Source organism: Flammeovirga aprica JL-4, from assembly GCF_012844305.1.
In the GTDB taxonomy this organism is placed as follows: domain Bacteria; phylum Bacteroidota; class Bacteroidia; order Cytophagales; family Flammeovirgaceae; genus Flammeovirga; species Flammeovirga aprica.
Genome location: NZ_JABANE010000087.1, coordinates 1 through 14,279 on the forward strand (window position 1 = coordinate 1; position 14,279 = coordinate 14,279).

The window sequence follows — 14,279 nt, forward strand, 5'->3', positions numbered from 1 at the left end:
ATAATGCAAAAATACTTTTTTTTGATTAAAGGGGCTTAACTTACTCTCCGGGTAAATGTAGCTATTCCATTCGTAGCTTTATCTCCTATAAAGGCTAAAGAATTACCAGCAACAAACTCTGTTTCTGTATCAGTTTCAGGAACATGTTCATGTTCATGTACATGTTAATTAAAGCCATTTAAACTTTTTAATGGCCTAATCTCTAACTATTTCAATGGGGAAGTTTATCTTCTCCATTGATGAACTATCAATTTATTTACTATGCTATACAGCCAATTTAACTCTATACTTTCTTATAAGAATAACTATATATTGCATAATGCCTTCACCAACAAATTCATGTATCTTAATCCTCTTTTGAAAGAGTTGATTGAAGCGGCTAAGAATGAGGATAATTTGGAAGGCTTGAGAGAAATTCATCCTGATTTATATCAACAATTAGTGGAACAAGGGTTCTTTGTAAAACAATCTGATAACGAGATAGAAAAAGTTAGACAAAGAATTGATGATGTTAACTATAATGAAGAAGAATATTATTTGATAATCAATTCTACTATGAACTGTAATTTTGGTTGTTGGTATTGCTATGAAACTCACAAAAAAAACTCCCATATTTCAGATGCTTCATTACAAAAAATAAAAAAGTTTATAGAAAACACCCTCGAAAAAAATAAGAAAATAACAAAATATACTATTCAGTTTTTTGGAGGAGAACCATTACTTGATTACAAGAAAAGTGTATTGCCAATTATGGATTATGCTTTTAAAAAAGCTCAGCAAAGAGGTATTATATTATTATTAAATTTCACAACGAATGGTTACCTCATTAGTGATGATATGATTCAGGATTTCTTAAAGTATAAGGTTAATGGTTTTCAAATCACTTTGGATGGAAATAGGGATGAACACGATAAAGTTCGTTTTGTTTCAAAGACCAAAGGATCATATGATAAAATCGTTGAGAATATTAAGAAGATAGTCCGTAATAAAATGTCAGTTGTATTGAGAATCAATTACACTGAGAAAAACCTTAAAGAATTAGATTTAGTTTTTGAAGACCTTGAAGATTTAGAATTAGAGTACAGGTCATTGATTACCTTCTCTTTGAATAAAGTATGGCAGGAGAGTAATAATAATTTAGGTGAAAAAGTTTCTACATTTTTATCCTTAGCTACAAATAAAGGATTTTCATTGCCAGATGCTTTATTATCTGATCGTGTTGAAAATTCATGTTATGCTGATAAATTTAATCAGGCAACAATAAATTATGATGGGAATGTCTATAAATGCAATGCCAGAGATTTCACAGATGAGAATAAAGAAGGTATACTAAATGATGAGGGAGTTGTTGAGTGGAATGAAAAGCGAACATTTAGAATGGAACATAAGCTTAAAAATAAAGCATGCCTTGAATGTAGAATATTACCTATTTGTGGAAGAGGCTGTAGTCAAAATATGATAGAACACGTGGACAAAGATTATTGTGTAAATGATTTTGACGAGGCTAAAAAAGATGATATTATTTTAAGTATGTTTTTATCTGAAAATGTTGAGAAAATTTAAATTATATAGGCAATATGACCAAATGGATTGTGGGCCAGCTTGCGTTAGGATGCTTACAAAATATTATGGGAAAAATTATTCACTAGACTCTTTGAGGGAATTGTGTTCGATTGCTACAGATGGAGTCTCTTTACTAGGTATTGATGATGCTTTAAAATCTTTAGGTTTTTCTACAATAGGTTGTAATGTTAGTATTGATCAACTAGAAGAGGATGTTCCTTTACCATGTATTTTGCATTGGGAACAAAACCATTTTGTCGTTCTATATAAGATTAAGAAAGATACATTTTCAAATACATCTAAGTTCTACATTGCAGACCCTGGAGCGGGTTATAAAAGCTTTAAGAAAAATGATTTTTTAAAATATTGGGGTGAAAAAGCAAATGACACACTTCATTCTGGAACTGTTCTATTGGCTACCCCTTCTGAAAATTTTGAATCCATAGAAGAAGAAGGATCTTTTTCAATGAGTTTGAAGTATATTTTACTGTATCTAAAAAAGTATAAGAAATACTTTCTACAGCTATTTTTTGGTATCCTTCTTACAAGTTTTATCCAGATTCTTCTTCCTTTACTAACTCAATCAATTGTTGATGTTGGAATAAAAAATCATGATATCGATTTTATATATCTGATATTGATAGCTCAAATGGGGCTAATAATAAGTCGGATGTTTGGAGATTTTATTCAGAAATGGATTCTACTGCATATCAGTACAAGAATTAATATATCATTGGTTTCGGATTTCTTTATTAAGTTAATGAAGCTACCTATGAGCTTTTTTGATACAAAATTAATAGGTGATATTTTACAGCGAATAAGTGATCATGATAGAGTTGAACAATTTTTATCTTTCCACATTCAAAATATAGTTTATTCATTTTTTACATTTATTGCATTTGGTTCTGTATTAGCTGTTTATAGCCTTAAAATATTCTCAATTTTTTTAGCAGGTAGTTTTTTATATACCCTATGGATTTTTTTCTTTTTGAGAAAGAGAAGAGAACTTGACTATAAAATGTTTGAACAAAAAGCACTTAGTCAAAGTAAAACTTACCAATTGATATCTGGTATCCAGGAAATAAAACTTCAAAACTACGAGAAACAAAAACGATGGGAATGGGAAGATTTACAGACAGACCTTTTTAAAACTAATATTAGCTTTTTAAAGTTAGAACAGATCCAAACCTCGGGTAATGTTCTTATCGATGAATCTAAAAATATATTAATAACTATTATCGCTGCAACTTCAGTGGTTAATGGAGAAATAACTTTGGGTATGATGTTGGCCATTCAATATATTATTGGACAGCTTAAAGCACCGATTGATCAGGTAATAAGTTTTATATACGATTTCCAGAATACACAAATCAGTTTAGAAAGAATTAATGATATTCATTTAAAGAAAAACGAGAATAGAAGTAATGATCAAGAAGATACAAGTATTAAAATAGACAATGATAACTTGATCCTTAATAATCTCTCTTTTAAATATAACAAGTACTCATCATTTGCACTGGAGGATATTTCTTTATTTATTCCTAAAGGGAAGGTAACAGCAATTGTAGGAGCTAGTGGAAGTGGTAAAACGACATTAATTAAATTATTGCTTCAGTATTACGAAGTGAGTTCAGGAGAAATAAAAGTTGGAAATACAAACTTATCAAATTTTAAAACTGATATATGGAGAAATCAATGTGGAGCAGTAATGCAAGAAGGTTTTATTTTTTCTGATTCAATAGCGAATAACATTATTGTAGGTTCAGAGTTTGATGCTGAAAGGTTATTATATTCTTCAAAGATGGCTTGTATAGATATTTTTGTTGATAGTTTGCCTCTGAAATATGACACTGTTATTGGAGAAGAAGGACAAGAGCTTAGCCGAGGGCAAAAGCAAAGAATATTAATTGCAAGGGCCATTTATAAAAATCCTAATTTTTTATTTTTAGACGAAGCTACAAATTCTCTAGATGCGAATAATGAAAAACAAATTACTGAAAATCTCGAAAGTTTTTATCAAGGAAAAACTGTTATTGTAATTGCACACCGACTTAGTACTGTAAAATATGCTGATCAGATTGTTGTTTTAGAAAAAGGTAAGGTAAAAGAAATAGGTAATCATGAATCGTTAACAATGGTCAGAGGAGCATATTATCATCTTGTAAAAAACCAATTAGAGTTAGGAGATTAATGAACACATTTGATAAAAACCATCTTTTAAGAAGTAAGAAAGTTCAAGAATTATTAGATCAAGAACTACCTTGGATGATGAGGTTAGGGATATTAGTAATTTTGATACTTGTATTGTTTTGTAGCTTGTTCTTTATCACAAGAAAATGGGATTCTAGTTTTGAAGCGAAAATTGAGTTACATAAAAAAACAGACTTCGTATATAAAGCAAAATTGAAAATGCCACTAGGTCTACCCGAAACTATTTCAGAAAAAACGAGTACCTATGTAGAAATGTCTCATATTAACGGAGGAAAGCACCTTACTAAGATTCTTAATATTGATAGTATATTGAATATCAATAATGAGATAGTCTATTATTATGTAACCTTAGAATCTGTTGATAGTGTAGGAATAAATGTTGACTCTATTTTAGATATAGCTAATGTGGAAATACCTAGGTCATTATCAAATCTTGTTAAGTAACCCATTTGTAATACTTTAGTAGAAGTTGAATGTAGAAAAAGGAAAGAGCTGAAAACAACCCTTTCCCCTAAAAGCTTCCATGAAGGAAGACACACTATATGATTTAATTGAAAGTCATTGTTGTACTCCAACTAAAAAACTCACTTGCTTCCAATGCTTTAATACCTTTCTTTTTTCGTGTAACTTGAAGCGGAAAGCGTAATACTGATCGTACTATTCGCATTTTTAGTACTGCTTTTTACAATATTGGCTTTCAAATTCATTTCTTTTTCAACAGCAAAATCAAAATGATTTTCAGTAATCATTTAGTTAAAAAAGTAAAGTTACATACAGCAAAAAAATAGCAATTAGAAAAGTTGAAGTTATAGAAGTTTAGAAGTAATAATTCAGGAATAACGGGGATGGATGATTGTAAAACTAAACCACCAAACCATCTTTAATTCTAATTACTCTATCGGCTTTTTTAGCCAACTCCTGATCGTGAGTGACAATGATAAGCGTTGTGCCCTTTTCTTTATTCAATTCAAAAAGAAGATTTTCTACATGACTGCTTGTTTCCTCATCAAGGTTACCCGTTGGTTCATCAGCAAATAATACTTTTGGCTTGCTGACAAAAGCCCTAGCCAAAGCCACTCTTTGTTGTTCACCGCCTGAAAGTTGATGTGGATAGTGTGTCTCTCTTCCCTCCAACCCTACTTCACTTAAAATTTCCTTCGCTCTATTTTTTACATTCTTCTCTCCTCTTAACTCCAGCGGTGTCAAAACATTTTCCAGTGCAGTAAGCGAAGGTAAAAGCTGAAAGTTTTGAAAGATAAAGCCGATCTTCTGGTTTCTGATATCAGCCTTTTGATCTTCAGAAAGAGTTGTCAGGTCGATGTTGTCTAAAATCACTTGTCCAGAAGTAGGTGCATCCAAACCTGCCGTAAGGCCAAGTAAAGTCGTTTTACCAGAACCTGAAGTGCCTACAATAGCGACAATTTCTCCTTCTTTGATTTCAAAAGAAACTCCTTTGATCACTTCAAGTTCACCTTTAGAACCTTTAAAAGACTTTTTTAAATCAATTACTTTCAGCATGTTATTATAGTTTTGGATATAAGGTCATTAGAAGTTTTCTGAGTTTTCAATCAGAACGAGATCATCAATACAGAAACGCTTATCGATGTATTCTATATTAGTACCCTGGTGTTTCGCGGTTGTATTGATTTTGAATTGCAATCCTCTTACTTTTCCTAAAGGAGATAAGTCAACCGCAGTCCATTCGTTGATTACTATTAAAGAGATAGTACCTCTATCAATTAAGCGAAGAGTTACTGAATCGGTAGTGAAAGAGCGGTCTTCATTAATACCTTTGATCACTAAATCGTAATAATCACCTCTTGTAAATGCAGAATCAGGAGCGATGTCTCCCCTTGCATAACGAACAACTTTTGGGCTATTCGCTATTGAAATGCTTAATGGAGTATAAAGCGTATCGAAAGAGATTTTTATGTCTTCTTGAAGTGTATCCATTCTAGCTATACCAAACTGATTTTGACTTTGAGGTAAAATATAAGCTCCATATTCTACGAAGTTGGTATTTGTAGAATCAATAATATTAGAATAACCAAAGTTGGCGTACTCGGTAGTATCAGATGGTGGAACATTAGGGAAATCAATACCGCCTGAGTTGAAAGTAGTAGGATCAGTATTTCCTTTTCCAATCCAGAAAGAGTTTAATTCCAACGCCAAATCCTCGAATGTGGCAATCTTGTTAATCACATTGATGATGATTTCAGCATAAGAATCATAGTTCTCATTTGATGCTGAGAACCTTGCCACGTGTCTACCTTCTTCAGTATATCTGACCGAGTCAGATTTCAAACCGTTGGCTATTACCTCACCATCCACTCTCCATTCATAAGTAGTAGTATCTCCACCTCTTACTCTTGCTTCGTAGATAATTGTTTCTTGAGTAGTAATTAAAGCTTGAGCCGTTACAGGGTTAACTTTTGGAGAAACGATGGTCAGTTCTAGTCTTGGACCGGTAATCTCATCTACTCCACATCCTATGGCAATCAAGAAAGATAAGACAAAAATATATTTAAGGAATTTCATATTTTATGAATAGCTTATTTTTTAATGTAAGGTGGTAATGGTAATTCTTTCAAAAACTGATAGGATGAAGTTTCAAAATTGATCTCACAAAAGTAATGCTGTAAACCGTTGGTAATGCCAATAAACGGAGCTTTTAAAGTAGCATTATAAGCCGCTACTTGCTTAAAAGTTTCATCCGTAAGTTTGACAGAGGGGGCTTTACATTCTATCAGCAGATAAGGTTGGCCATTTCTATCATATAAAAGTAGATCCGAACGCTTTGCCTTTTTATTTACTTTGAGCCCGCTTTCAATTCCCACTAGACCTTTTGAAACGCCCATAGAAAGCAACATCTGTAAAAATTGCTGTCTCACCCACTCTTCAGGAGTAAGTTGAAGCATTTTCTTCCGTATTGGATCAAAAATATACTGCTTTCCGTTTTTTTCTTCTAAGCGGACCTTTGACTTAGGTAAATTTAGTTCTTGCATGCATTGAATCTAATTTGAAGTAAATTTACAATACTTCATTAATTTATTATTGTTTCTCTGCTAGCAATTTGATTCAAATTTCGAATTTGTTAGCGCTGTCTTCTATTGTTCTCAATCTCTTACCTTAAAGAATACATTTTTCGTGATTTGATGATATGGATTTAATTCATTGATTTCGAGTTGTTTTTGTTGGTTATGGATTTGATTGAAATACCACTATTAGTGGCAAATTAATTCAACATCCAATTTCGGTAATACGAGGCAGTTGAAGACTATACTATGTATAGATGCGATACCTTTTTTTAGTGAGACATTTTTTTATAATATTGAGATAGTGAAAGATTTACTTTCAACTTCATCAAATTATTGAACATGAAACAGCTTCTAATTACTATCAATCTATTGTTCGTTTCTTTGGGTCTTTTTGCTCAAGAAAACACACTTCAAAATCAATTATTAAAGAATTACCAATGGTCTTCTGTCGTTCAAAATCAGGCACCTTCAGGAAGACATGAAACTTCTTTTGTACTTCACAAAGACAAATTCTATTTGATAGGTGGTAGAGAATCGAAAGCAGTAGAAGTATTTGATCCCTTATCTAAAACTTGGACAAAATTGGGGGAAGCTCCTTTTTTCATGCATCATTTTCAAGCGGTTTCTTATCAGGATCTTATTTATTTTGTGGGAGCAATGAAAGGCAATTACCCTACAGAGACACCTTTAGAGCATATTTGGACGTATCAACCTGATAAAAATGAATGGAAAAAACAGGGCATTATTCCAAAAGAAGTAAGAAGAGGTGGTGGTGGAGCCGTTTTATATCAAGATAAAATTTACCTAGCATGTGGCATCACTAATGGGCACACTTCAGGTTGTTCCAATCGTTTTGATGTTTATGATTTAAAAACCAATAAATGGGAACAATTGACCTCTGCTCCACATCTAAGAGATCATTTTAATGCAGTGGTGGCCAATGATAAGCTTTATTTAATAGGAGGAAGAAACAGTAGTGTGCATCATAAAAATAATTTCACAGCCTTTTTTAAGTATACCAATCCTTTTGTTGATGTATATGATTTCAAAACACAAGAATGGATCACTTTAGAAGAAAAGCTTCCTTACCCAAGTGCTGCAGGAGGTATTGTGAAACTAGATAATTACTTGGTATACATGGGTGGTGAAAATATAATGCCCAATGCTTCTAATAAGACGCAGGTTTTTGAACTGACCACACATAAATGGTCATTGATGCCGGATATGATGGAAGGAAGACATGGCACAAATGCTATTTTATATAAAGGTGCTATTTATGTTTTCGGAGGAAGCCCAGTGAGAGGCGGAGGAAGAGTGAATACCATGGAGAAACTGAGTAAGTAGCAAGGAAGATTTTATTTTAGAACATGTTTGGAATATATTTTTTACTAAAAGAGATGTTTCAAACATGCTCCTAGGTACTTTTGGAATAATAATTTATAAGAATAAAAGTAGGCTACTTGAACAAGCACCGGGTTTGTATTGTATATTAGGTGTAGAGTAGATCGTAAATCTTTTTTCATAACCGAGTCCAACAAAAAGCATTGTCTCAAGAAGAACCATATTTTTCAGTACAGAAGGATTATACCGTAAGTGATCTTACCCAAGATGCAGGCGACTATTATTATTCTTATAGTTACCTCTACAATTGGATTAAGATGGAGGAGAATGAAGACTTAAAATATGAGTTGGATTCCTATTTTTTCTTAAAACTCTCTACTGTGTTTTTTGAGGTGTCACTGCCCACCACTCATCGGAAATTTGAGAGAAAAATGATACAGTCTGTCGCTTTGAAGAAAAAAAAGTTAATACTTCCACTTTTAGTTGGAGGGATTGTAGGGCCTCTTTCTTTGGTGGCAGCTAACATTGGCAGTGTCTCACTTTTCACAGGACTTTCCCTCTTTATTGGTGCTTCTTTATTATTTTATTTCGGATTTGTGGGAAATTTTCAATTAGAGGTGAAATTTAAAAATGGAACGGAAAATCAGTTTTTTATAGAGGTTGAAAATGCTGATATACAATATTTTATTCAACAAGTGAATACAGAAATAGTAGTGGGTAATAGCAGATCATCCTGAATGAATCTTTAAATATTTACATTTATTTGTGGAATATTTTTCAGAATAATTTGGATAGTAAGATTTATCCCTCTACATTTGCATCGCATTTCAGAGAAACGGCTTCAGAAGATTGTCCGATGGTGTAATTGGCAACACGTCTGATTTTGGTTCAGAAGAGTCCAGGTTCGAGACCTGGTCGGACAACTACCAAAAAATATTTGAAGCCTTTCTTTGAAAACTGTCCGATGGTGTAATTGGCAACACGTCTGATTTTGGTTCAGAAGAGTCCAGGTTCGAGACCTGGTCGGACAACAAAAAGCCTTATAGTTTTTCACTGTAAGGCTTTTTTTTTGCTCGCTATTTCTATATTTGTAAAAAGATAGCTTAAAAAATTACTAGCATGTTAAAAACAATAATTAAATTAGTTACAACTTTTGTGCTGATGGTGACATTAACTACCGCTTATGCACAAGAGACTGCAGGTTCAGGTACTTCTACTAGTACAACAAATACATCTACCAACACACCGAAAAAAGTTAAACCAGCAGGTCCTGCAGATGATACCCTAAAGGAAGGTTACAAGTATATGTCAACTCGTGGTGGACGCTGGAAGGAATACAGAATGGTCAAACAAGCTTGGCTGAATGACTATTGGGTATTAGTGGAGGATTCATTACAGACTGCCTATTCTGATGCAATTGAGGCCCGTAAAGAAACGGCTTTAGCACAGCAGGAAGTAAAAGAGATGCAATCACGTCTTGGAGAAAAAGACAGATTGATTGAATTAGGTGATTACATCAACCTTGTAGGTGTGGATATGCCGAAGTATTCAGTAATGTATACTTCATTTGCAATTGTGGCAGTGTTGATCATTGTGGTGATTGTATTAATGATCCGTTTCCAGACCAACAATCAGGCAGTGAATGTGATCAAAAAAGATCATGACTCTCTACAGAAAGATTTTGACGAATTCAGAACTAGAGCACAGGAAAGAGAGATGCAGGTGCGTAGAGAACTAGTTACTGAAAGAAATAAAGGTGAAGAATTACAAAAAGAATTAAGCGCTCTTAGAAAAAGAGAGAATAAGTTATCGTAACTCTTTTATCAAAATACTATACATTAAAGCTCACTTTCTCCCCAAAAGTGAGCTTTTTTGTGCATTTTGCATTTTCATAATTTAGAGACGTTGCTCTCTGAGTTTTTAGAATTCATCAATTGCATTCCATAAAAATGTTGTTCAGAAGATATTTAACGCCATTTGTACTTTTAATTTCCCTTTTGGGCTGTCAGAAAAAACAAAATACCCTAGAGGGGCTAGTGGATGCGTCTGCCCATGAAGATGAATTTTATGAGACACAGATTTCTTTCCTGGATGATATCATTGCTCAGAAAACTGATGATGCTTCACTTTATGGCAAAAGAGGCGGAGTGAAGGTAAGAAAGAAAGATTATGTTGGAGCGTTGGAAGATTTCGAACAAGCTATACAACTGGATTCTACCCATGGTGATTATTATTTTGGGATAGCTACATCTCATTATTTTCTAGGCAATACACAAGATGCAGTTTCTAATGGTAAAAAAGCAATTGCATTGGGTTATAGACATCCGCAGTTGAAAACTTTTATTGGTTCGTCTTACACAGATTTAAGTATGTATGACAGTGCCATTTATTTTTTAAAAAGTTCTCTAGAAGAAATTCCACAAAACAGCAAAACATATAGAGCATTGGGTAATACCTATGCTCGAATGGACAACCCGCAAACAGCGATTTTGAATTACCAAAAAGCCATTGATTTAGATCCTTTAGATTCGATATCTTATGCGGGTATTATAGAAGAGAATATAATTCTGAATGATCTGGAAAAAGCCATTGCTACTTATCAAGAGGCAAAAGAAATGTCTCTGGCTTCTCCTGATATGAAATATTCTTATGGAATTATATTGAGTGAAACAGACCAATATGACAGTGCTTTTGTCGTTTTTGAAGAAGTATTGAAAGAAATTCCATCTCATTGGAAATCTTCAAGACAGCTAGGTAAATTGTACCGAAGAAGAAGACAACCTTTAGAAGCGAATAAAATTTTTCTGGAAGGCTTAAAGTATAACCCTGATACAAAAGAACTTTGGTATGAATTAGGTCTTACCAATCAGTATGTATTGAGAAATTATGCTGAAGCGAGAAAAAATTATGAAAAAGCATTAGAAATAGATCCCAATTATAAGGATGCCCGATTAGCATTGATTAATCTAAAAGCTACTTTAAGAAAACTATACGCACCGCCAGCAGAAGAGGATTTGAGTAATTCTGGAACTGAAGGCGAGTCGCAATCATAAATTCTAACTATATCGTCTGACGATTCAATAAATTACAAGTAAACTATGATTTCAAAAACTTTTGGAAGCTCTGTGTATGGAGTAGATGCCACATTGATAGAAATTGAAGTGAATGTGCTTACAGGCACGAAACTTTATGTAGTAGGTTTGCCTGATAGTGCCATTAAGGAAAGTGAGCACCGAGTAGAATCTGCGTTGAAACACTTTGGATATGCTATACCAAGGCAGAAAGTGGTGATCAATCTTGCTCCAGCAGAAGCAAAAAAGGAAGGAGCAGCATTTGATTTGCCGATTGCCCTTTCTATTCTTCAGTCTTCAGGGCAGATTGGGGCAAGAGACTTTGATAAATATGTCATTTTAGGTGAGCTTTCTCTTGACGGTCATTTAAGGCCAATAAAAGGTGCCTTGCCAATTGCGATCGAAGCCAGAAAAAAGGGATTCAAGGGATTTATCCTTCCAAAAGAAAATGCTAAAGAAGCGGCGATAGTGAATAACCTTGATGTGATCGGTGTTTCTACTTTGCTGGAAGCCATAGAATTTATTCAGGGAGACAAAGTAATATCGCCTTTAAAAATAGATACCAGAGAGCTTTTTAATGATACACTTGACCATTATGAGGTGGATTTCTCACAGGTGCAAGGTCAGGAGAATATGAAAAGAGCCATGGAAATAGCTGCCGCTGGAGGTCATAATGTCATTATGGTGGGCCCTCCGGGTGCAGGAAAAACTATGCTGGCGAAAAGACTTCCAACAATTTTACCTTCGTTGGGGTTGCAGGAAGCATTGGAGACGACTAAAATCCATTCTGTAGCAGGAAAACTGGGTTCTGATGGACAATTGATTTCTACAAGACCTTTTAGAGCTCCTCATCATACTATCAGTGATGCCGCTTTGGTAGGTGGAGGAGGAATTCCACAGCCAGGAGAAATTTCTTTATCGCATAATGGTGTTTTGTTTCTGGACGAACTGCCTGAATACAAAAGAACGGTGCTGGAAGTGATGCGTCAGCCTTTGGAGGAAAGAAAAGTAACGATTTCCAGAGCAAGAATGTCAGTGGATTTTCCCGCCAACTTTATGCTGATCGCAAGTATGAATCCATGTCCATGCGGGTATCATAATCATCCTGAAAAAGAATGTTCGTGCCCTCCGGGTGCAGTACAGCGCTATTTGAATAAAGTGAGTGGTCCTCTTTTAGACAGAATAGATCTGCATGTGGAAGTTACGCCTGTCTCTTTTGAGGAAATGACTGAAGTGAAACCTGCGGAAAGCAGTGAGGCGATAAGAGAAAGAGTGATTGCGGCAAGGAAAATTCAGGAAGAAAGGTTCAAAGAATTCACAAATGCTGTACATTGCAATGCCATGATGCCTTCACAGCTGGTCAAAAAGGTTTGTGTATTAGATGCATTAGGGAAAAACCTATTAAAAGCGGCTATGGACCGTCTGGGGCTTTCTGCAAGAGCATATGATAGGATTTTGAAAGTAGGGAGGACAATTGCTGATCTTGCGGGAAGTGAAAATATAAAAGCAGAACATATTGCGGAAGCTATTCAATATAGAAGTTTAGATAGAGATAGCTGGGCTGAAGGATAGAAAATACACTTATTAGACTATCTGAGAGGATATTCCAAACAAGCTCTAAAAATTATCGCTATCCAAAAAATCACACTATATTTGCAATGTCTTCCAACTAATAGAAGATAAATACTATCAATTAAGAGATTTAACTTGTGAAAATCATAATCGCAGGTGCTGGAGATGTAGGATTCCACTTAGGGAAACTACTGGCACACGAAGATCACGATATTACCCTTATCGATACGGATGAGGATAGTTTAAACCATGCGGCAAATCATATTGATGTTGCCACAATCAAAGGTTCATCTACTTCATTTGCAACACTTGATGATGCAAATGTGAGTAAATCTGATATGCTGATTGCGGTCACTTCTTCTGAAGAGACCAACTTGATTACGGCAATGGTGGCTAAAAGGTTAGGAGCAAAAAGGACGATTGCAAGAATCACCAATAGTGAGTACTTGCATTCCCGTGAGGTTCTGGACATGAGGCGAATGGGTGTGGATGAAATGATTTCACCTCAGTTGCTGGCTACAAAAGAGATCAAGCGCCTTCTGAAGGAGGCGGCAATCACAGACACATTTGAATTTGAAAAGGGGTTATTATCTCTGATTGGTATTACCATAGATGAAGAAAAACCACTTTGCGGTAAAACGTTAGAGGAGACGGCTTATTTGAACAAGGATTTTAAATTCCTGACAGTAGCCATTCTCCGTAATGACGAAACGATTATACCAAGAGGTGATACACGTTTTGAATTAGGTGACCACGTTTATTATATCGCCAAACCTGAAGGTGTAGAAAGCGTACTTCAGCTGACGGGTAAGAAATTATCCAAGAAGATTAAGCGTTTGATTATCCTTGGTGGTGGAAAAGTAGGTTTTTACGCCGCACGTTCATTAAGCCACAAATACAATGTGGTCTTAATTGAAAAAGATAGAGACAAGGCAATTGAAATGGCCGAGGAACTGCCTAATACATTGGTGATTCATGGTGATGGTAGAAATGTAGATTTATTGGAGGAAGAAGGCATTGACACAGCTGATGCTTTTATTGCCGTGACAGGTGATTCTGAAACCAATATTATCACATCATTAGTAGCGAAGAAGCACGGTGTTCAAAAAACAATTGCCCTTGTTGAGAATATGGATTATATCCACCTTTCTCAAAATATGGGTGTGGACACATTGATTAACAAGAAACTAATAGCAGCAAGCTTCATATTTAGATATATCCGTAGAGGAGAAATTATTTCACTAACAAACGTTCATGGTGTTGACGCCGAAGTATTAGAATTTGTAGTCAACGAAAACTCTCCAGTAACTAAAAAGGAATTGAGAGCATTGGGCTTCCCTAAATCTGCCATTATTGGCGGTGCAATCCGAAAAGGGAAAGCTTATATTCCTAAAGGAGATTTCCAATTTGAACCTTACGACAGGGCTGTAGTATTGACTCGTCCGGAATGTATTTCTAAAGTAGAAGCATTTTTCCGTTAAGA

Annotated in this window: 13 protein-coding genes and 2 tRNA genes; 11 read left to right on the plus strand and 4 right to left on the minus strand. The window is 34.7% G+C overall.

Annotation, left to right across the window (positions count from 1 at the left end):
* Nucleotides 1-357 precede the first annotated feature (357 nt).
* From HHU12_RS24355 to HHU12_RS24365, 3 genes are read left to right on the plus strand one after another with little or no spacing between them, the layout of a single operon-like run.
* Nucleotides 358-1,563 (plus strand): radical SAM/SPASM domain-containing protein, encoded by a 1,206-nt coding sequence (locus HHU12_RS24355; protein WP_169659348.1) that lies wholly within the window; start codon nucleotides 358-360, stop codon nucleotides 1,561-1,563.
* Nucleotides 1,547-3,754, plus strand: coding sequence for a peptidase domain-containing ABC transporter (locus tag HHU12_RS24360; protein WP_169659349.1), 2,208 nt, complete (start codon nucleotides 1,547-1,549; stop codon nucleotides 3,752-3,754). Before HHU12_RS24355 ends, HHU12_RS24360 begins: the two co-directional genes overlap by 17 nt.
* A complete protein-coding gene (locus tag HHU12_RS24365; RefSeq protein WP_169659350.1) occupies nucleotides 3,754-4,218 on the plus strand; it encodes a hypothetical protein in 465 nt (154 codons plus the stop codon). Before HHU12_RS24360 ends, HHU12_RS24365 begins: the two co-directional genes overlap by 1 nt.
* Nucleotides 4,219-4,376: 158 nt before the next feature.
* Here the strand turns inward: HHU12_RS24365 and HHU12_RS24370 are convergent, their stop codons facing one another.
* From HHU12_RS24370 to HHU12_RS24385, 4 genes are all read right to left on the minus strand, one after another.
* Nucleotides 4,377-4,523 (minus strand): hypothetical protein, encoded by a 147-nt coding sequence (locus HHU12_RS24370; RefSeq protein WP_169659351.1) that lies wholly within the window; start codon nucleotides 4,521-4,523, stop codon nucleotides 4,377-4,379.
* A gap of 112 nt (nucleotides 4,524-4,635) precedes the next feature.
* A complete protein-coding gene (locus tag HHU12_RS24375) occupies nucleotides 4,636-5,292 on the minus strand; it encodes an ABC transporter ATP-binding protein (RefSeq protein WP_169659352.1) in 657 nt (218 codons plus the stop codon).
* Between the two features lie 27 nt (nucleotides 5,293-5,319).
* The gene (locus HHU12_RS24380) at nucleotides 5,320-6,312 is read right to left on the minus strand and encodes a DUF4465 domain-containing protein (protein WP_169659353.1); all 993 of its coding nucleotides are present in this window, start codon (nucleotides 6,310-6,312) and stop codon (nucleotides 5,320-5,322) included.
* 14 nt (nucleotides 6,313-6,326) lie between these two features.
* Nucleotides 6,327-6,779, minus strand: a complete 453-nt coding sequence (locus HHU12_RS24385) for a type I restriction enzyme HsdR N-terminal domain-containing protein (protein WP_169659354.1) — start codon at nucleotides 6,777-6,779, stop codon at nucleotides 6,327-6,329.
* Between the two features lie 372 nt (nucleotides 6,780-7,151).
* On the opposite strand from HHU12_RS24385, the gene HHU12_RS24390 reads away from it, so the two are divergent.
* From HHU12_RS24390 to trkA, 8 genes are all read left to right on the plus strand, one after another.
* Nucleotides 7,152-8,156 carry a Kelch repeat-containing protein gene (locus tag HHU12_RS24390; RefSeq protein WP_169659355.1) on the plus strand — a complete coding sequence of 335 codons (1,005 nt, stop codon included), beginning with the start codon at nucleotides 7,152-7,154 and terminating at the stop codon, nucleotides 8,154-8,156.
* A gap of 200 nt (nucleotides 8,157-8,356) precedes the next feature.
* Nucleotides 8,357-8,890 carry a hypothetical protein gene (locus tag HHU12_RS24395; protein WP_169659356.1) on the plus strand — a complete coding sequence of 178 codons (534 nt, stop codon included), beginning with the start codon at nucleotides 8,357-8,359 and terminating at the stop codon, nucleotides 8,888-8,890.
* A gap of 113 nt (nucleotides 8,891-9,003) precedes the next feature.
* A tRNA-Gln gene (locus tag HHU12_RS24400) sits at nucleotides 9,004-9,076 on the plus strand.
* Between the two features lie 35 nt (nucleotides 9,077-9,111).
* Nucleotides 9,112-9,184 (plus strand) — tRNA-Gln (locus tag HHU12_RS24405).
* 88 nt (nucleotides 9,185-9,272) lie between these two features.
* Nucleotides 9,273-9,968, plus strand: coding sequence for a hypothetical protein (locus tag HHU12_RS24410; RefSeq protein ID WP_169659357.1), 696 nt, complete (start codon nucleotides 9,273-9,275; stop codon nucleotides 9,966-9,968).
* Between the two features lie 134 nt (nucleotides 9,969-10,102).
* Nucleotides 10,103-11,206: a tetratricopeptide repeat protein gene (locus HHU12_RS24415; protein ID WP_169659358.1), complete on the plus strand. Its 1,104-nt coding sequence runs from the start codon at nucleotides 10,103-10,105 to the stop codon at nucleotides 11,204-11,206.
* A 45-nt stretch (nucleotides 11,207-11,251) separates the two neighbouring features.
* A complete protein-coding gene (locus HHU12_RS24420) occupies nucleotides 11,252-12,796 on the plus strand; it encodes a YifB family Mg chelatase-like AAA ATPase (protein WP_169659359.1) in 1,545 nt (514 codons plus the stop codon).
* A 137-nt stretch (nucleotides 12,797-12,933) separates the two neighbouring features.
* A complete protein-coding gene (gene trkA / locus HHU12_RS24425) occupies nucleotides 12,934-14,277 on the plus strand; it encodes a Trk system potassium transporter TrkA (protein ID WP_169659360.1) in 1,344 nt (447 codons plus the stop codon).
* The last annotated feature ends 2 nt before the right edge of the window (nucleotides 14,278-14,279 follow it).